We start from the raw sequence: 14,764 nt of genomic DNA, 5'->3' as shown, positions 1-14,764 counted from the left end.
AGCAGGAATTTTGGTATAAATGGCGCTCTTTGTGATGAAAGGCATAACCGGATGATTCGATTTGGTATTTTAGGAGCTGTCTTAACAGCAGTAGTTTCTTGTACTCCGGTGCAGGAACCTGTTCAGCTTCATGAAATTTATCAAAGAGATAGCATTCGGGTTGGCATTTTAAACAGCCCTACCAGCTATTATGTCGGCGCTGATGGCCCAACAGGCTACGACTATGAACTGTCAGTCGCATTAGCAGAAAAATTAGGCGTTGAACTGGAGTTATTCCCCAGTTATCAGCGTGAAGAATTACTGCAAAAGCTCGACTCCGGTCAGGTTGACTATATAGCCGGTGGTTTGGCCGTCACCGAAAGCCGGAAACAAAAATATCGTATAGCGCCGGCTTATTTATGGCGCAACGAAGTGCTGGTGTACCGTAAGGGCCAGAAAAAGCCAAATAGCTTTAAAGATATCAAAGAACCAGTGCTGGTCCCCAAAGACAGCTCTTTAGCAGAAACCTTAAGTGCTGTGCAAAAAGACCATCCACAATTGCAGTGGCAGGAAAGTGAATCCGAAGATGCCGATGAACTGCTGCAACAAGTCGAAGATGGAAAAATTCCTTATACCTTGGTTGACTCAAACTTACTGGCCGTCAATCAACGCTTTTTTCCTAACTTAACTGTTGCCTTTAAAGTGAAAGAACAACAGCCCGTGGCCTGGCTTTTGAGCAACAAAGCCGATGACTCCTTCTGGGCTGTGTTGATTGAATTTTTTGGTCAGAATTATCAGTCCGGCGATTTATTGAGTCTGGAAGATAAATACTTTGGCCATATCCGCCGTTTTGATTACGTCGCGACTCTGGATTACATCAAAGCCATTGAAAAAGACTTACCCCGTTATCAGCCATTATTTGAAAAATATGCCGGTAACTTTGACTGGCGTTTACTGGCGGCTATTGGTTACCAGGAATCAAACTGGCGTCCTGAAGCTCGCAGTTCCACTGGTGTAGTGGGCATGATGATGCTGACCGTCGGCACTGCACAAATGATGGGCGTCAGCAGCAGACTGGACCCTGCGCAAAGCATCAGAGGCGGCAGTAAGTATCTGCAACGTATGCTGGAGAGCATTCCTGAGCGTATTCAGATGCCGGACCGGCTTTGGTTTGCTATAGCTGCCTATAATATCGGCTGGGGCCATGTCGAAAGTGCCAGGGTGCTGACAGAGCGGGATGGTGCCAATCCGGATCAATGGCATGAAGTTAAACAACGCTTACCCTTGCTGCAGCAAAAACGTTATTACCAGAACACCAGATTGGGTTACGCCCGCGGTGCTCAGGCTGTTTATTATGTTGAAAACGTCCGTCGTTTCTACGATACACTGTTGTGGGTCGATGAAAAGAAAAAAACCGAGCAAAGGTTAGATCAACAAAAACAGCGGCTTAACGAGCAATTTGGCGATAAAGCGGTAAATTCAGCAGAAAAGTCAGGGAACATCAGCACTCCTAAGCAGTCTTAATCTTGTAACTGCATCGCTAAGCTTTTATATTAGCGAAAATAATTTGGAGTCATTGAATGTTAAAACGTAAAAAACCAACAATGCTGCGCAAGCGGCGATTAATGGATGTTGCATCCAGCAGAAGACGCGTCAGCCGTAATATGACAATGTTAAAGTTAAACAGACGTCGCCGCTCTTTCCAATCTATCCAGGATTTAGCCAGCGCTATCGAAGCTACGGCTTAAACTGCCCTTCCCCAACACTCTGTTGTTTTTCCAGCTGTTTTAATGCCTTTTGTTCTGCCCTGCGACGGCGGAAAAATTCAGAGAGTTTGTCTGCACATTGCTGCGCCAAAGGACCATCCAGAACATCCAACTGGTGATTTAACACCGGATGCCGAACTATATCCAGCACAGAGCCCGCAGCACCGGTTTTTGCATCTTTAGCACCAAATACCAGACGTTTCACTCTGCTATGCACTAAAAGACCTGCACACATGGCACAAGGCTCCAGGGTTACATACAAGGTGCAATCGATCAGACGGTAATTGCCAATTTTTTCTGCAGCCTGCCGGATCGCTATCATTTCGGCATGAGCAGAGGGGTCATTCAGTTGGATCGACTGATTCCAGCCCTCACCCAGCACCACCCCTTCTTTAACCAAAACAGCACCTACAGGAATTTCGCCGCTTTGCTCAGCCTTATCGGCCAGTTGCAAGGCATATTGCATCCAGTGTAAATCGTCTTCTGCTGTCACCTTTTCTCCTTGCGCTGCTGTTGCGTGTGGCTAATTTTACCAGCTCTGGTTAAGCTTTTGACTATCTTTTAGCAAGTTTGCTTAACGCCGTTGCTATAAAAATAGGTTAAGCATTTGAAAATAAACAAGATAGTAACTATGGTATAACATTTGCTGCTTGTAGTAGGCTTATTATTCAGTTTAGTTAATACAGACTTAGGGAAGGAAAATCATGGGACCATTTGAAATAGGTTTTGTCGCTGTTGTTGGCGCTTTTGGTTATGCTTTTTATGAAAACTACACCAAAACACAAATCAAACTAAAAAGTGCCGGTCAATCAAATGACGAAATTAAACAGCAATTAGATCAGTTAAAAGAACGGGTAGCCACTTTAGAAGCCATAGTGACGGATAAGTCCTATCAGCTGAAACACGAAATCAATAAGCTGTAAAAAGCGAAAGGGGCAGATTAAATCTGCCCCTTTTCTATCCAATCGACTCAAAGCTGCGGCTTCAAGTACGAAGGATAAATTATTCCCACTCAATAGTTGCTGGCGGCTTACCTGAGATGTCGTACACCACACGGGAAATGCCATTCACTTCATTGATAATGCGGTTAGAGATAGTACCTAACAGCTCATAAGGCAAATGTGCCCAGTGTGCTGTCATAAAGTCGATGGTCTCTACGGCACGAATTGACACAACCCAGTCGTATTTACGGCCGTCGCCCATCACGCCGACAGATTTCACTGGCAGGAATACGGTAAAAGCCTGACTAACTTTGTCATACCAGCCTGAATTACGCAGCTCTTCGATAAAAATCGCATCGGCTTTGCGTAATAAATCACAGTATTCCTTTTTCACTTCACCCAATACACGCACACCTAAACCCGGGCCTGGGAAAGGGTGACGGTACAGCATGTCGTATGGCAAACCTAAAGCTAAACCTACTTTGCGCACTTCATCTTTAAAGAGTTCACGCAGTGGCTCGACTAAGCCCATTTTCATATCTGCAGGTAAACCACCGACATTATGGTGCGACTTAATCACATGAGCTTTACCGGTTTTAGACGCTGCTGATTCAATCACGTCAGGATAAATAGTGCCCTGAGCTAACCAGCGAGCATTGCTTAGTTTTTTCGCTTCTTCGTCAAATACTTCAACAAATACACGACCGATAATTTTACGTTTAGCTTCAGGTTCAGCTTCACCTTTTAAGGCGTCGAGGAAACGGTTTTCAGCTTTAACATGGATAATGTTCAGACCAAAATGGTCACCAAACATTTCCATCACCTGAGTGCCTTCGTTTAAACGTAATAAACCGTTATCGACAAATACACAGGTCAGGTTTTTGCCGATAGCGCGGTGTAATAACATCGCCACGACAGAGGAATCGACACCACCTGATAAACCTAAAATCACCTGATCATCACCAACCTGCTTTTTGATGTTAGCAATAGCGTCATCAATAATGGTGGCCGGAGTCCAGAGTTTTTCGCAACCACAGATATCGACCACAAACTGCTCTAACATCCGCAGACCCTGACGGGTATGAGTCACTTCAGGGTGGAACTGTACGCCATAGAACTGACGGGCTTCATCAGCCATAGCAGCATGAGGGCAAGTTGGCGTTTGCGCAGTCGTAACAAAACCCTGTGGGATTTGTACTACTTTGTCGCCATGACTCATCCAGACATCCAATAAACCACGGCCTTGTTCGTTCAGATGATCTTCAATACCGGTGAACATGGCATTTTCTGCAATCAGTTCAACCTGAGCATAACCAAATTCACGGTGATCAGAACTGGACACTTTACCGCCCAGTTGTTCAGCCATGGTCTGCATACCGTAGCAAACACCCAGCACAGGCACACCGGCTTCAAATACATAAGATGGCGCACGAGGCGAGCCAGCTTCGGTCACACTTTCAGGACCACCAGATAAAATAATACCGGTTGGAGCAAATTCAGCGATTTGTTCAGCAGTAACGTCCCATGCCCACAGCTCACAGTAAACGCCAATTTCACGCACACGACGGGCGATCAGCTGAGTGTATTGCGAACCGAAGTCGAGGATCAGAATTCGATGGAAGTGAATGTTTTTGCTCATAATCACCTTGTAGTAACAAATGTCGAATGGATAAAACACAGAGGCTGGCAAAACGCCAGCCTCTGATTAAGCGGTTAACCTAAGCGGTAGTTTGGTGCTTCTTTGGTGATTTGCACATCATGCACGTGCGATTCACCCATACCAGCAGAAGTTACTTTGACAAAGACCGGCTTGGTGCGGACTTCAGCAATAGTAGAGCAACCTGTTAAGCCCATAGAAGAGCGCAGGCCACCCATTTGCTGGTGAATAATAGTGCCGATTGGGCCCTTGTAGGCTACGCGACCTTCAATACCTTCAGGTACTAACTTCTCAGCGTTGTTGCTGCCCTGGAAATAACGGTCAGATGAGCCATTACGTTGTGCCATAGCACCTAATGAACCCATACCACGGTAGGATTTGTAGTAACGGCCCTGATACAGCTCTACGTCGCCTGGCGCTTCTTCAGTACCAGCAAACATTGAACCTACCATCACGCAATGCGCGCCAGCGACTAAAGCTTTAGCGATGTCACCTGAGAAGCGGATACCACCGTCAGCGATAATACAAACGTCCATGCCCTGCACGCCATCTACTGCATCAGAGATAGCTGTCAGTTGCGGTACACCACAACCAGTGACAATACGGGTGGTACAAATTGAACCTGGGCCTATACCCACTTTCACAGCGTTGGCACCTGCCAAAGCTAAGGCTTTTGCGCCTTCTGCTGTGGCAACGTTACCGGCCACTATTTGTAAATCAGGGTATAAAGCGCGGGTTTGACGTACGCGATCTAACACGCCTTCAGAGTGACCGTGTGAGGTATCTATTAATAAAATATCCACACCGGCTTCAACTAAAGCAGCGATACGTTCGTCCGTGCCCGGGCCTACACCCACGGCAGCACCAACACGTAAGCGACCAAATTCGTCTTTACAGGCGTTTGGTTTACTGGCGGCTTTGTTGTAATCCTGTACTGTGATCAAACCTTTGAGCTTAAAGTCATTGTCGACCACTAATACTTTTTCGATACGGTGTTTGTGCATTAAAGCCAAAGCTTCAGCACGTGGGCCAGCTTCGTTTACGGTGACTAAACGCTCTTTTGGCGTCATCACAGAAGAAATAGCCAGTTGTGGATTGGTTTCAACGTTCAGGTCACGACCTGTCACTATGCCAACCAGATTGTTGTCAGCATCGACTACAGGGAAACCAGAAAAACCATGCTGAGCGGCCAGTTGCTGCACTTCGCGGATACTTTGTTCCGGACGCACAGTGACAGGGTCTGATACCACACCACTTTCGTATTTTTTTACTTTACGAACATTGGCTGCCTGCTCTTCGATGGTCATATTTTTGTGAATAAAACCTAAACCGCCTTCCTGTGCTAAAGCAATAGCTAAACGAGCCTCGGTGACAGTGTCCATAGACGCCGATACCATAGGAATATTTAACGTAATTTTGCTGGTCAATTGAGTCCGCAGGTCTGCGGTATGGGGTAACACAGTGGAGTGCGCCGGTACAAGTAACACGTCGTCAAATGTAATGGCTTCTTTCACGATCCTGAGCATTGCAACAATCTCGCTGTTAAAAAAAGAGGGGGGAATGTTGCGGCGCAATTTTATCCGCTTTTGCGCCTTGCCACAATCAATTTTTCGCTTTTGTGTTACATTAGCCACCTGAACCGTTGAGATCTCTGTTATGTCGCAAGCTGATATTTATACTGTCTCCCGCTTAAACTCTGAAGTTCGCCTGACTCTTGAGCTGCAATTTCGTCAGCTTTGGTTGGTGGGTGAAGTATCTAATTTTATCGCAGCCTCTTCCGGCCACTGGTACTTTTCGTTAAAAGATCAGGCCGCTCAGGTGAAAGTGGCGATGTTTAAACAAAGCAACAGATACGCCAGCCTGCAGCCAAAAAATGGTCAGCAAATTCTGATCCGCGCCCGTATCAGTGTGTATGAACCTCGCGGTGAATATCAGTTATTGGCCGATATGCTGGAACCTGCAGGTGACGGCTTACTCAAGCAACAATACGAACAAATCAAAGCCACTTTAGCCGCTGAAGGTTTATTAGCACCTGAACGCAAAAAGCCGCTGCCGAAGAAAGTACAAAAAGTTGGAGTGGTCACCTCCCCTACGGGCGCTGCGATCCGCGATATCATCACAGTACTGCAACGCCGGGCTCCAGCCCTGGAAGTGATTATTTATCCTTGTTTAGTCCAGGGCACTCAGGCTCCGGCACAAATTTACAATGCCATTCAAAAAGCCATAACACGCAACGAAGTCGATGTCTTACTAATTGGCCGTGGTGGTGGTTCGCTGGAAGATTTATGGTGTTTTAACGATGAACAGGTGGCACGTTTAATAGCGCATTGCCCTATTCCAACCGTCAGCGCTGTAGGTCATGAAATTGACTTTACCATAGCCGACTTTGTCGCTGATGTGCGCGCAGCCACGCCATCTGCTGCGGCAGAGCTGGTATCACCGGATCAGCAACAACAACTGCAGTTAGTGCTATCCGCAGAACAACGGCTGCAACGTTCGATGCAAAGCTATTTACGGCAGCAGCAACCCCGTTTAACGGCTTTGGTGCACCGATTAACTTTACTTGACCCGGCACGACGTTTACAGCAACAGCAGCAGTATCTGGATGAACTGCAAATGCGATTGCAAAATGCCTTGCTACGACGTATCGACAAAGCAGCCCAACAGCAGCAGTTTTTACAACATCGTTTGCAACAACTGACGCCACTGGTGCGGATTAAACAGCAACAACAAAAGCTGAGTCAGCACAACCATCAGTTACAACAATCTATGCAGCAGTTACTGAAGCAAAAGCAGCAGCAGTGGTTATTGCAAAGCAGCCGCTTGCATACTGTCAGCCCCTTAGCCACTTTAGAGCGGGGCTACAGCATCAGCTTTGATGAACAGCAGCAAGTGATTACGGATGCATCGACGCTACAACCAGGCCAACAGGTGAAAACCCAGCTGGCGAAGGGGCATTTTATCGCCCGTATCGAACAGATTTCTGCCCCCTCTGATGCAACAAACTGAGATCAGGCAAATAGCCACAGAATTAGTCCAACTGCTTGGCCCAAAAGACTGGGCCATAGGCGGCAGCTTTTTATTGCAGTGTTATGGTATTGAGCCACAAGCCCGGGATTTGGATTTGGTCTGCACACTGGAACGCTTTGAGCAGTTTAAAGCTCTGCTAAGCCAGTATGCCCACCTTGTGCCTGTATCGCTCCATCCCATTTATCGCAGCAAGGGCTTTGCCCGGTTTCGTAAAAATGGCCTTGAAATCGAACTGATGGCGGGCATACAGGTGCTCAAAGACGACGGTTTGCAAGGGTTTGAGTTTCTGCCTGAAAAAACCAGATGGCAACAGGATTTACCGCTGATGCAGTTGTCCGACTGGCTGGAGTTGTATCAGTTGTTTGAACGGCCAAAGCGGGTTGTGCAGCTGCAACACTATTTGGACTCAGATCGCTGAGTCATTATTTTTCCACTATAAAACCCTAAAACTCAATCACTTAAACCAGCGCTGCGTCAGACACAGACATTTGCTCAAAAAAAGTACTTGCCAGCAGGTACAATTAAAAATATGATGATCATCATATAATCAACCATAGGCTATTTTGATGACAGCTTTAAGTAAAAAAGAGATGACCCACCAGCGAATTCTGCAGACTGCTGCAAAAATTATTCGCAGGGATGGCTTTGACTCTTTGGCTGTCGCAGATGTGATGAAACAAGCGGGTTTAACACACGGCGGTTTTTATGCGCATTTTGCCAACAGAGATGCATTACTGGCCGAAGCTTTAGCTTATGCGGGCAACGAATCAGCAGAAGTACTCAGACAAAGCTTGGCACAAGCGATCAGTGAAGGCAGTGAACCACTCACTGCTTTTATCGAAACCTACTTGTCGGAGCAACATCTGAACAACTGCACAGAAGGTGCAGGTTGCCCTGTGGCAGCGCTTGGTTCAGATTTTTTCCGGCTGGACGCAACAACAAAGGCTGTAGCGGGCAAACTTATTGAGGCTTATGTGGAAAAAGTGCAGCAGCTCAGCAATCAGAAGCTAAACCGCGAGAGTGCGTTTTTACTGACCAGCACATTGATTGGTTCGCTTCAGCTGGCACGGGGTTTAAAAGGCACAGATCAGGCAAGCTTTTATTTAACAGCAAGCCGTGAAGATTTAGTTCGACGTTATGCAGAGAGTCAACAACACCAATAGTCGGGTTCGCCCTTTTTTTTAACCACAAATATGACAATAATCATATTTTTAATAAGGTAAATGATATGAAACTTGAAAATGCAGTGGTATTAGTGACAGGCGCTAACCGTGGTTTAGGTTTGGCTTTTGCAAAAGAAGCATTGGCCCGTGGTGCCCGTAAAGTGTATGCCGCAGCACGCAACCCGGATAGCATCACACTGGAAGGTGTAATTCCGGTGAAGTTAGATGTGACTAACAAGGACGATATAGCACGACTGGTAGAACAATGTTCAGATCTGACCTTGTTAATCAATAACGCTGGTGTAGCAGAACTTGGCGCCATGCTGACCGAAGATGCTGAAACCATGATGCGTCGTCAGCTGGAAACCAACCTTTATGGCCCACTGCGTTTAACTCAGAGTTTTGCCCCAGTGCTGGCAACAAACGGCGGCGGTGGCATTATCAATGTGTTGTCTATTGCCAGCTGGATCACAGGCCCGTTATTAGCCACCTACTCTGTGACTAAATCAGCCGCCTGGTCCATGACCAATGCGGTACGTCAGGAGCTGGCAGCTCAGCAAACTCAGGTGTTGGGTTTACACGTAGGTTTTATCGACACTGATTTAACCAAAGGTTTAGATGTGCCTAAGGTATCAGCAGAGCAAGTCGTCAGCCGTACTTTAGATGGTTTAGAGCAAGGTGCTGATCAAGTGCTGGCCGATGAGCCTACTCAAATGATCCATCAGGCCTTGTCTTCTGCTCCGCAAGTGTATTTGCATGCACTGCCAGGACATTAATACTAACAAAGTCCCCCGGCTGAACTACAAGTTTTAACTGTTCGCCGGGGGAGTTTTCTGTTCTGATAGTTGCTGCTGTAACTTGTCATTTAAAGGGCGGAAAACCAATGAAAGTAAAAGTATTTATAGCCACCAGCCTGGACGGTTTTATCGCCAAAAAAGATGGCGACATCAATTGGTTAACCTCTGCCACAGACTCAACAGACGATCATGGCTATAGCGCCTTTATGTCCGGCATTGATCTGATCCTGATGGGTCGGGCGACCTTTGAAAAAGTACTGAGCTTTGGTATTGAATGGCCCTATCCGGTGAAAACTGTAGTGTTGAGTCATCAGCTAAGCTCTGCTGATTTACCGCCTGAACTACAAGACAAAGTAGAGATCCGTCAGGGTGCTATGGTGGATATTCTTCATCAGCTTAAGCAGCAAGGTTATAAAGCTGTTTATCTGGATGGCGGTAATATCATTCAACAAAGCCTGCGCCATCAGCTAGTGGATGAATTGACGCTCACCCGTATTCCGGTGTTGATAGGAGAAGGTATACCACTGTTTGGTACTTTAGCTGCGGATTTAAAACTACAACATCTGGAAACCCGGGTGTACCAGAGTGGTTTTGTGCAAAGCAGGTATAGTTGCAAATAAGCTTTTTCTGGGCTTTGCATCTACTCCTGTTCTGGTTGATGGCAAAAAGCGAAAGCAGTCATGCGATTTCTACCGTCATCACCACGAAAGACAGGCAACTACGCGCGCGCCCTCAATGTGCAGCCTAAAGGACCAGCCATTACGTTCACATAGCCGTTGCACTATTCCCAGACCCAAGCCATGTCCCTGGGATGACGAACCAGTCGGCGTGTGCAGCTTGTAAACGTCACTGCTAAGCTGATTGGTAATTAATAGCTCGTGCTCTTTAATGAGAATCGAGATTGGCCCCTGCCCGGTGTGCGTATGCTCGAATGCATTTCGCACCAGATTATTGACCGCGATAGAAAAAGCCTGTTGATGCCCGCAGACGCAAGGGTTTTCAATATAGTCAATTTCAACATCGACCAACTTGCGGTTTAGCAAGTGTCGCTGCAGATCGATCGCCTGCCTCACCAACGGCGCCACTAAAAACTGCTCGTCATATAAGCCGTTATCCGTTTCGCGGGCGAGGCATAAGAACATTTCAATGGTGGTTTTCATATCGAGCGTTGCGCGCCTGACCCGGTCTAGTGTCTGAACATCGGTCGCTGACAGCTCACTTTGTTCCAGCAGTTCAAGCGCGCCTGTGATCACAGTGATGGGAGTGCGCAACTCATGGCTGGCTGAACTGGTAAAGTCCCGCTCCCTCGCAACAAAGGCGCTGATGCGCTCAAGAGTACTCTCAATAGTCCTCGCGAGCACACCGACCTCATCGTCTCCAAAGCGGCCAGACTCTATACGTTTATGATCAGCGGCCGACAGGTGTTCAAGATCGATGTCCGCAACAGCTTTGGCGAGTTGCGCTACAGGGGCGACAGCCCTGCGCATCACCACAATTCCAAGCCCAAAACCCAAAACACCCAAGGTCCCCACCACACCACTTATAACGAGCAGCAACCACCAATCCTCTGAGGATGCAGCCTCAATACCGGCAACATCAAACACCACAAAGGCCTTTTGTTGTTTATTGTCAGAAGCTATAACAGCGACATGCAATTCTTCGGCTTCGAATTCGTACAATCCTTCAGTTGGGTTCGTCTGCGCCCATTCCTGCAGTGATTCCGGTAGGCTGGCAATATCATCGTATCCGCGAAGGTTCATCGTTACTGTGGGATAACTTTTGGCGGCAACCTCCAGCTGCTGCATCAGCACACGGTCTTCGCTCAACCTGATCGCACCAAAAAAAGCAAAGCCCCAGGCCAGGCTGAGTACAGCAACACAGACCGCAAATGCAAAGGCGACACGCTGGCGTAAACTGCGACGGTACATGGCTAAGCATCCTCCGCAATTCGATAACCAATACGATGCACTGTATGAATAAGCGGGCTATCAAAGGGCCTGTCTATCGCCTGGCGCAGCTTGTACATATGCGAGCGAAGTGCATCACCATCAGGCAGCTCGTCTGCCCACAACAAGGTTTCGAGAGCTTCGCGATCCACAACAGCAGGCGCTTCTTCCATCAATCGTTGCAGTAGTTTCATGCAGGTCGGGTTGAGATCAACACGCAGCCCGGCGCGATACACTTGCAGCGTCGACTTATTCAGAGTCAGCTCACCCACAGTGAGCAGGTTGTCGGTTTTGCCATGACTACGTTTGTACAGCGCCTGCAGTCGTGCGTGCAACTCCTGTAATGCAAATGGCTTAACCAAATAGTCATCAGCTCCCGCTTCGAACCCCTTTAGTTTATCGTCAAGCGTGTCGCGCGCAGTCAGCATCAACACGGGTTTATCTATGTTGGCATCAGCGCGCAGCTTTTTGCAAAAACTCAGGCCATCCATACCGGGCAGCATCAGGTCCAGTACAATGACGTCAAACGGGTTCGTCAACGCCAGGTGCATCGCGCTTATACCGTCGTAGGCAAAATCCAGAATATAGCTATGCTTTTCGAGATAGGCGGCAATGTTGGCACAAATGTCGCGGTTATCTTCGACAATCAACACTCTTACTGGCGCTGCACCCAATTTTTGGACCATCTGCTGTTACTCCTTACCGGTTCTAGCCCTTGCACTCGATCTTACCAAGCGTAGTCAAATCGAAGACCAATCAGTGGCTCGGCTTCGCTATCGTCTTTCACTTCAACGCCCCGGCGATAGTCAAACTCAGTGTCATCGCTTGACGAAGCTGAGGTGACGTTGATGACATCGAGAAAGGCCGTGACATCTATAGGGCCAAATGCTCGTCTATAGTCCACACGAAGGTTCAACAAGCCTGAACCGCTTTTGCGACCTACATTACGTTCTGTGATCTCTTTCGAGTAGCGTAAGGGTTGTCCGGCACCCAAAACGTCTGAATGAATAATAAAAATGTCGTCTGGTCTGCCGGAAAGATATTTGTAGCGCCCGGCAACCTTCCAGCGATCATTGATTTCCCAGGTCAAGCCGAGGGTAGCCACATGGTCGCGACTGAATTCAGCGGCTACGTCACCGCGACCGTCTTTGCGATCAACTACGGCATCGTTGTAAGAATAGGTTGCGCTAGCGTATAGGCCTTCACGAATTGTCCCCATAAGCACGATATCGACGCCGTACGATGTGCCGTCCCCCATGTTGGCAAAGGTACCGCTTGCTCTATCAAGGTCGACCACCAAATCGTCGAGCTTTTGATAATAGGCCTCAGTCAACACAGACCAATTGGTGTTCGGGAAATATTTGAAACCAACACTAGCATGGCTGATTTTTTCATTCTTCAGGTCGTTTGACTCGTTAGCAGCCAGGTATAGAAAGCGTGGCGACTGATGAAAAAGTCCTGCACTCGCAAAATATCTGACCTTACCAGCTGGCTGCCAGTTAAGGCTGAACCTGGGTGACACTAGGCTTTCGTCGGCAAAACCGTCCCGTTCGAGCCGCAAGCCAGTGCCGAAATCCCAATCACCCTGCTCAAAAACCTGATTAACGTAGCCAGCATAACTCGTTTCTTTTTGGTTTATTGAAGAATTGATGTTCTCAGGAGTCAGCACAATAAAGAGCTGCTGTGGGTCTGGTCTGAAATCATCGTCGTCGTAAACAAACCGGTTCCAATCGCCATCTAAGACTGTGTTGTAGTCCAGATCAATTTGCGTGAGCTGAACACCAGAACTGAACAGACCCCATTGATTCGCTGTTTCAAAATCGCTTCGCCAGCCCGTCTCCGTTTCATTTTCACCTATGGTAATAATGTCTTCCCGCACCGGAAAATCAGACGCCGGTGATCCTGCGGGTACCAGATCAGGAAATGCTTCGCCCTCTGAGCTTAACTTGTCGCTTTTGCGGTAGTAGACCTTATTGGTCCAGACCGCATCTTCACCTACCAATGATCGCAATGTCAGACCATACAAATCACTATCTTGTTCGGCAGACTGAAGCGCAACATCTTCAAAATTAGGCGATGCAAAAACGTGAGTGACGTCGCGAACATAGTCTTCGTGGGTATCCATCAGCAAAATTTCAAAGCTATGGTTCTGATTGATGGGTATAACCGACTTTAGGATGATATCTCTTAACACAGGCTCGCCAATATCCAGTTCTTCAATAGTTTCAAACAAAGCGCCGAAGTCCAGCCGCCTTGCAGAAAACAGCATAGTAGAGTCATCCGTGATACCGGTAGGGCCATCGTAACCCACTTCATAACCTGCAAGGTCGTAACGAAAACTGGCTGAAGGGCTTGGATTACCATCAGCGACGTCTAATTTGAGCAGTGATGCTGCCCGGCCGCCATAAGCTGGCCCCCAACCACCGGGTGAGAACTCTGCTCCGCCGATCACGTTCGGTGCAAAAATAGAGAAACGACCACCACCACCGACATCTTCCTCTTCACCTAAAGTTGCATCAAAGTGCACCGCTTTATCAAAGGGAAAGTCATCAACGAATAACAAATTATCTCGTGGGCCACGGCCACGTACACTAAAGCTGGCAAACTCACTGGCGGATGCCAGGCCAGGCAATCCGTCCAACGACAGCAGCGGATCTGCACCTCCGCCAACAGCGCTTGCCAGGGCTTCTCTGTCGAGATAGGTACTGGAGCCAGATGCAAATGTATCAGATTGTCGCCCCCTAACCTCTACAACCTCAATGGAGTGCTCTTTAAGTTCGAATTCTATTTTGATAGTTTTGCGCGTCACCACCCGCACACTGGGCGCATTTAATGAAGCAAAGCCGCTTTTGGCGACGTCCACCGAGTACAGACCTGGCTCAAGCGACTCAACAAGGATGCGACCTTGCTCGTCAGTTTCTAAAGTTTGAGTAGCAGAGGTTTCCCTTTGCTTAATAGTGATCTGCACCTTTGACAGTGGCCGATCAGTATTTTGATCTTTGACGATAAAGGTCAGCGCACCAGGCGCCTCTGCTGCATGGGTAAAAAGTGGCAAGCCAATCAGCAGCACCCACAGAGTCAAACACCATAGTTGTTTTAATTGTCTACTCATCTCGCTAACCTCCAAAAATTGACCGTATTTATTTGAAGAAACGCTGGCAGGCTAGCAGAGCTAATGTGACTAAAAAGTCGCCAAAAGATGAAAGTTGTATTAGAGACAGGATGGCTGTGGCGGCCACATCTTGCGGTATGGTCGTTGTGACGCTTACATTCTGTCTGGGGTACAGAGCTGGTTTAGAAGCAAGTGCTGGATATTATGCTAAAAACGTTTCGCCGCTGGCGAGATACTTTCTTTTGCTTCGCCAAAAGAAAGCTATCCAAAGCAAGAAAGTGCAGGAAGCACTTTCTAACAGCCGAAGGCTGGCCCGTAGGGTGAATTACATGGATGTAATTCATAAAAGGCGACCCCAGGTCGCAGCGAAAGC

15 protein-coding genes are annotated in these 14,764 nt (G+C 47.7%); 9 read left to right on the top strand and 6 right to left on the bottom strand.

From position 1 onward, the window contains the following. The first annotated feature begins 51 nt into the window (after positions 1–51). Both mltF and LSG34_RS19575 read left to right on the top strand, forming a co-directional pair. Entirely contained in the window at positions 52–1,503 is a 1,452-nt protein-coding gene (gene mltF / locus LSG34_RS19580; RefSeq protein ID WP_233011020.1) for a membrane-bound lytic murein transglycosylase MltF, read from the top strand. A gap of 56 nt (positions 1,504–1,559) precedes the next feature. After that, a complete protein-coding gene (locus LSG34_RS19575) occupies positions 1,560–1,727 on the top strand; it encodes a hypothetical protein (RefSeq protein WP_233011018.1) in 168 nt (55 codons plus the stop codon). On the opposite strand, the gene tadA is transcribed toward LSG34_RS19575, so the two are convergent. Continuing rightward, the gene (tadA, locus tag LSG34_RS19570; RefSeq protein WP_233011016.1) at positions 1,717–2,238 is read right to left on the bottom strand and encodes a tRNA adenosine(34) deaminase TadA; all 522 of its coding nucleotides are present in this window, start codon (positions 2,236–2,238) and stop codon (positions 1,717–1,719) included. The genes LSG34_RS19575 and tadA overlap by 11 nt on opposite strands. A gap of 211 nt (positions 2,239–2,449) precedes the next feature. Between tadA and LSG34_RS19565 the strand changes: the two genes are divergently transcribed. After that, the gene (locus tag LSG34_RS19565; RefSeq protein ID WP_233011014.1) at positions 2,450–2,668 is read left to right on the top strand and encodes a hypothetical protein; all 219 of its coding nucleotides are present in this window, start codon (positions 2,450–2,452) and stop codon (positions 2,666–2,668) included. A gap of 79 nt (positions 2,669–2,747) precedes the next feature. Here the strand turns inward: LSG34_RS19565 and guaA are convergent, their stop codons facing one another. After that, entirely contained in the window at positions 2,748–4,325 is a 1,578-nt protein-coding gene (gene guaA, locus LSG34_RS19560; RefSeq protein ID WP_233011012.1) for a glutamine-hydrolyzing GMP synthase, read from the bottom strand. Positions 4,326–4,399: 74 nt separating this feature from the next. Further along, positions 4,400–5,869 (bottom strand): IMP dehydrogenase, encoded by a 1,470-nt coding sequence (gene guaB, locus LSG34_RS19555; RefSeq protein WP_233011010.1) that lies wholly within the window; start codon positions 5,867–5,869, stop codon positions 4,400–4,402. 130 nt (positions 5,870–5,999) lie between these two features. On the opposite strand from guaB, the gene xseA reads away from it, so the two are divergent. From xseA to LSG34_RS19530, 5 genes are all read left to right on the top strand, one after another. Further along, the gene (xseA, locus tag LSG34_RS19550) at positions 6,000–7,352 is read left to right on the top strand and encodes an exodeoxyribonuclease VII large subunit (RefSeq protein ID WP_233011008.1); all 1,353 of its coding nucleotides are present in this window, start codon (positions 6,000–6,002) and stop codon (positions 7,350–7,352) included. Then, entirely contained in the window at positions 7,339–7,791 is a 453-nt protein-coding gene (locus tag LSG34_RS19545; RefSeq protein ID WP_233011006.1) for a hypothetical protein, read from the top strand. The genes xseA and LSG34_RS19545 overlap by 14 nt, the downstream gene beginning before the upstream one ends. Before the next feature lie 148 nt (positions 7,792–7,939). Beyond that, positions 7,940–8,536, top strand: coding sequence for a TetR/AcrR family transcriptional regulator (locus LSG34_RS19540; protein ID WP_233011004.1), 597 nt, complete (start codon positions 7,940–7,942; stop codon positions 8,534–8,536). Between the two features lie 65 nt (positions 8,537–8,601). Next, positions 8,602–9,312, top strand: coding sequence for an SDR family oxidoreductase (locus tag LSG34_RS19535; RefSeq protein ID WP_233011002.1), 711 nt, complete (start codon positions 8,602–8,604; stop codon positions 9,310–9,312). Positions 9,313–9,419: 107 nt separating this feature from the next. Further along, on the top strand, positions 9,420–9,953 hold the full coding sequence (locus LSG34_RS19530) for a dihydrofolate reductase family protein (protein WP_233011000.1): 534 nt from the start codon (positions 9,420–9,422) through the stop codon (positions 9,951–9,953). 78 nt (positions 9,954–10,031) lie between these two features. On the opposite strand, the gene LSG34_RS19525 is transcribed toward LSG34_RS19530, so the two are convergent. The 3 genes from LSG34_RS19525 to LSG34_RS19515 are packed head-to-tail and all read right to left on the bottom strand — an operon-like array spanning position 10,032 to position 14,391. Further along, positions 10,032–11,261, bottom strand: a complete 1,230-nt coding sequence (locus tag LSG34_RS19525; RefSeq protein ID WP_233010998.1) for a sensor histidine kinase — start codon at positions 11,259–11,261, stop codon at positions 10,032–10,034. Between the two features lie 2 nt (positions 11,262–11,263). Beyond that, the gene (locus LSG34_RS19520; protein WP_233010996.1) at positions 11,264–11,965 is read right to left on the bottom strand and encodes a response regulator transcription factor; all 702 of its coding nucleotides are present in this window, start codon (positions 11,963–11,965) and stop codon (positions 11,264–11,266) included. Between the two features lie 41 nt (positions 11,966–12,006). Then, positions 12,007–14,391 carry a TonB-dependent receptor gene (locus tag LSG34_RS19515; RefSeq protein ID WP_233010994.1) on the bottom strand — a complete coding sequence of 795 codons (2,385 nt, stop codon included), beginning with the start codon at positions 14,389–14,391 and terminating at the stop codon, positions 12,007–12,009. Positions 14,392–14,456: 65 nt separating this feature from the next. Here LSG34_RS19515 and LSG34_RS19510 point away from each other — a divergent pair. After that, a partial coding sequence (locus LSG34_RS19510; protein WP_233010992.1) for a hypothetical protein occupies positions 14,457–14,764 on the top strand: 308 nt, incomplete at its 3' end.

Source organism: Rheinheimera faecalis, assembly GCF_021290965.1.
Lineage (GTDB): Bacteria > Pseudomonadota > Gammaproteobacteria > Enterobacterales > Alteromonadaceae > Pararheinheimera > Pararheinheimera faecalis.
This window is presented reverse-complemented; position numbering and strand designations above follow the sequence as displayed.

What these genes read in the sequence shown, in the direction of transcription:
- mltF (WP_233011020.1), top strand. Translation starts at nt 52, where the DNA reads ATGATTCGATTTGGTATTTTAGGAGCTGTCTTAACAGCAGTAGTTTCT.
- LSG34_RS19575 (WP_233011018.1), top strand. Translation starts at nt 1,560, where the DNA reads ATGTTAAAACGTAAAAAACCAACAATGCTGCGCAAGCGGCGATTAATG.
- LSG34_RS19565 (WP_233011014.1), top strand. Translation starts at nt 2,450, where the DNA reads ATGGGACCATTTGAAATAGGTTTTGTCGCTGTTGTTGGCGCTTTTGGT.
- guaA (WP_233011012.1), bottom strand. Translation starts at nt 4,325, where the DNA reads ATGAGCAAAAACATTCACTTCCATCGAATTCTGATCCTCGACTTCGGT.
- guaB (WP_233011010.1), bottom strand. Translation starts at nt 5,869, where the DNA reads ATGCTCAGGATCGTGAAAGAAGCCATTACATTTGACGACGTGTTACTT.
- xseA (WP_233011008.1), top strand. Translation starts at nt 6,000, where the DNA reads ATGTCGCAAGCTGATATTTATACTGTCTCCCGCTTAAACTCTGAAGTT.
- LSG34_RS19545 (WP_233011006.1), top strand. Translation starts at nt 7,339, where the DNA reads ATGCAACAAACTGAGATCAGGCAAATAGCCACAGAATTAGTCCAACTG.
- LSG34_RS19540 (WP_233011004.1), top strand. Translation starts at nt 7,940, where the DNA reads ATGACAGCTTTAAGTAAAAAAGAGATGACCCACCAGCGAATTCTGCAG.
- LSG34_RS19535 (WP_233011002.1), top strand. Translation starts at nt 8,602, where the DNA reads ATGAAACTTGAAAATGCAGTGGTATTAGTGACAGGCGCTAACCGTGGT.
- LSG34_RS19530 (WP_233011000.1), top strand. Translation starts at nt 9,420, where the DNA reads ATGAAAGTAAAAGTATTTATAGCCACCAGCCTGGACGGTTTTATCGCC.
- LSG34_RS19525 (WP_233010998.1), bottom strand. Translation starts at nt 11,261, where the DNA reads ATGTACCGTCGCAGTTTACGCCAGCGTGTCGCCTTTGCATTTGCGGTC.
- LSG34_RS19520 (WP_233010996.1), bottom strand. Translation starts at nt 11,965, where the DNA reads ATGGTCCAAAAATTGGGTGCAGCGCCAGTAAGAGTGTTGATTGTCGAA.
- LSG34_RS19515 (WP_233010994.1), bottom strand. Translation starts at nt 14,391, where the DNA reads ATGAGTAGACAATTAAAACAACTATGGTGTTTGACTCTGTGGGTGCTG.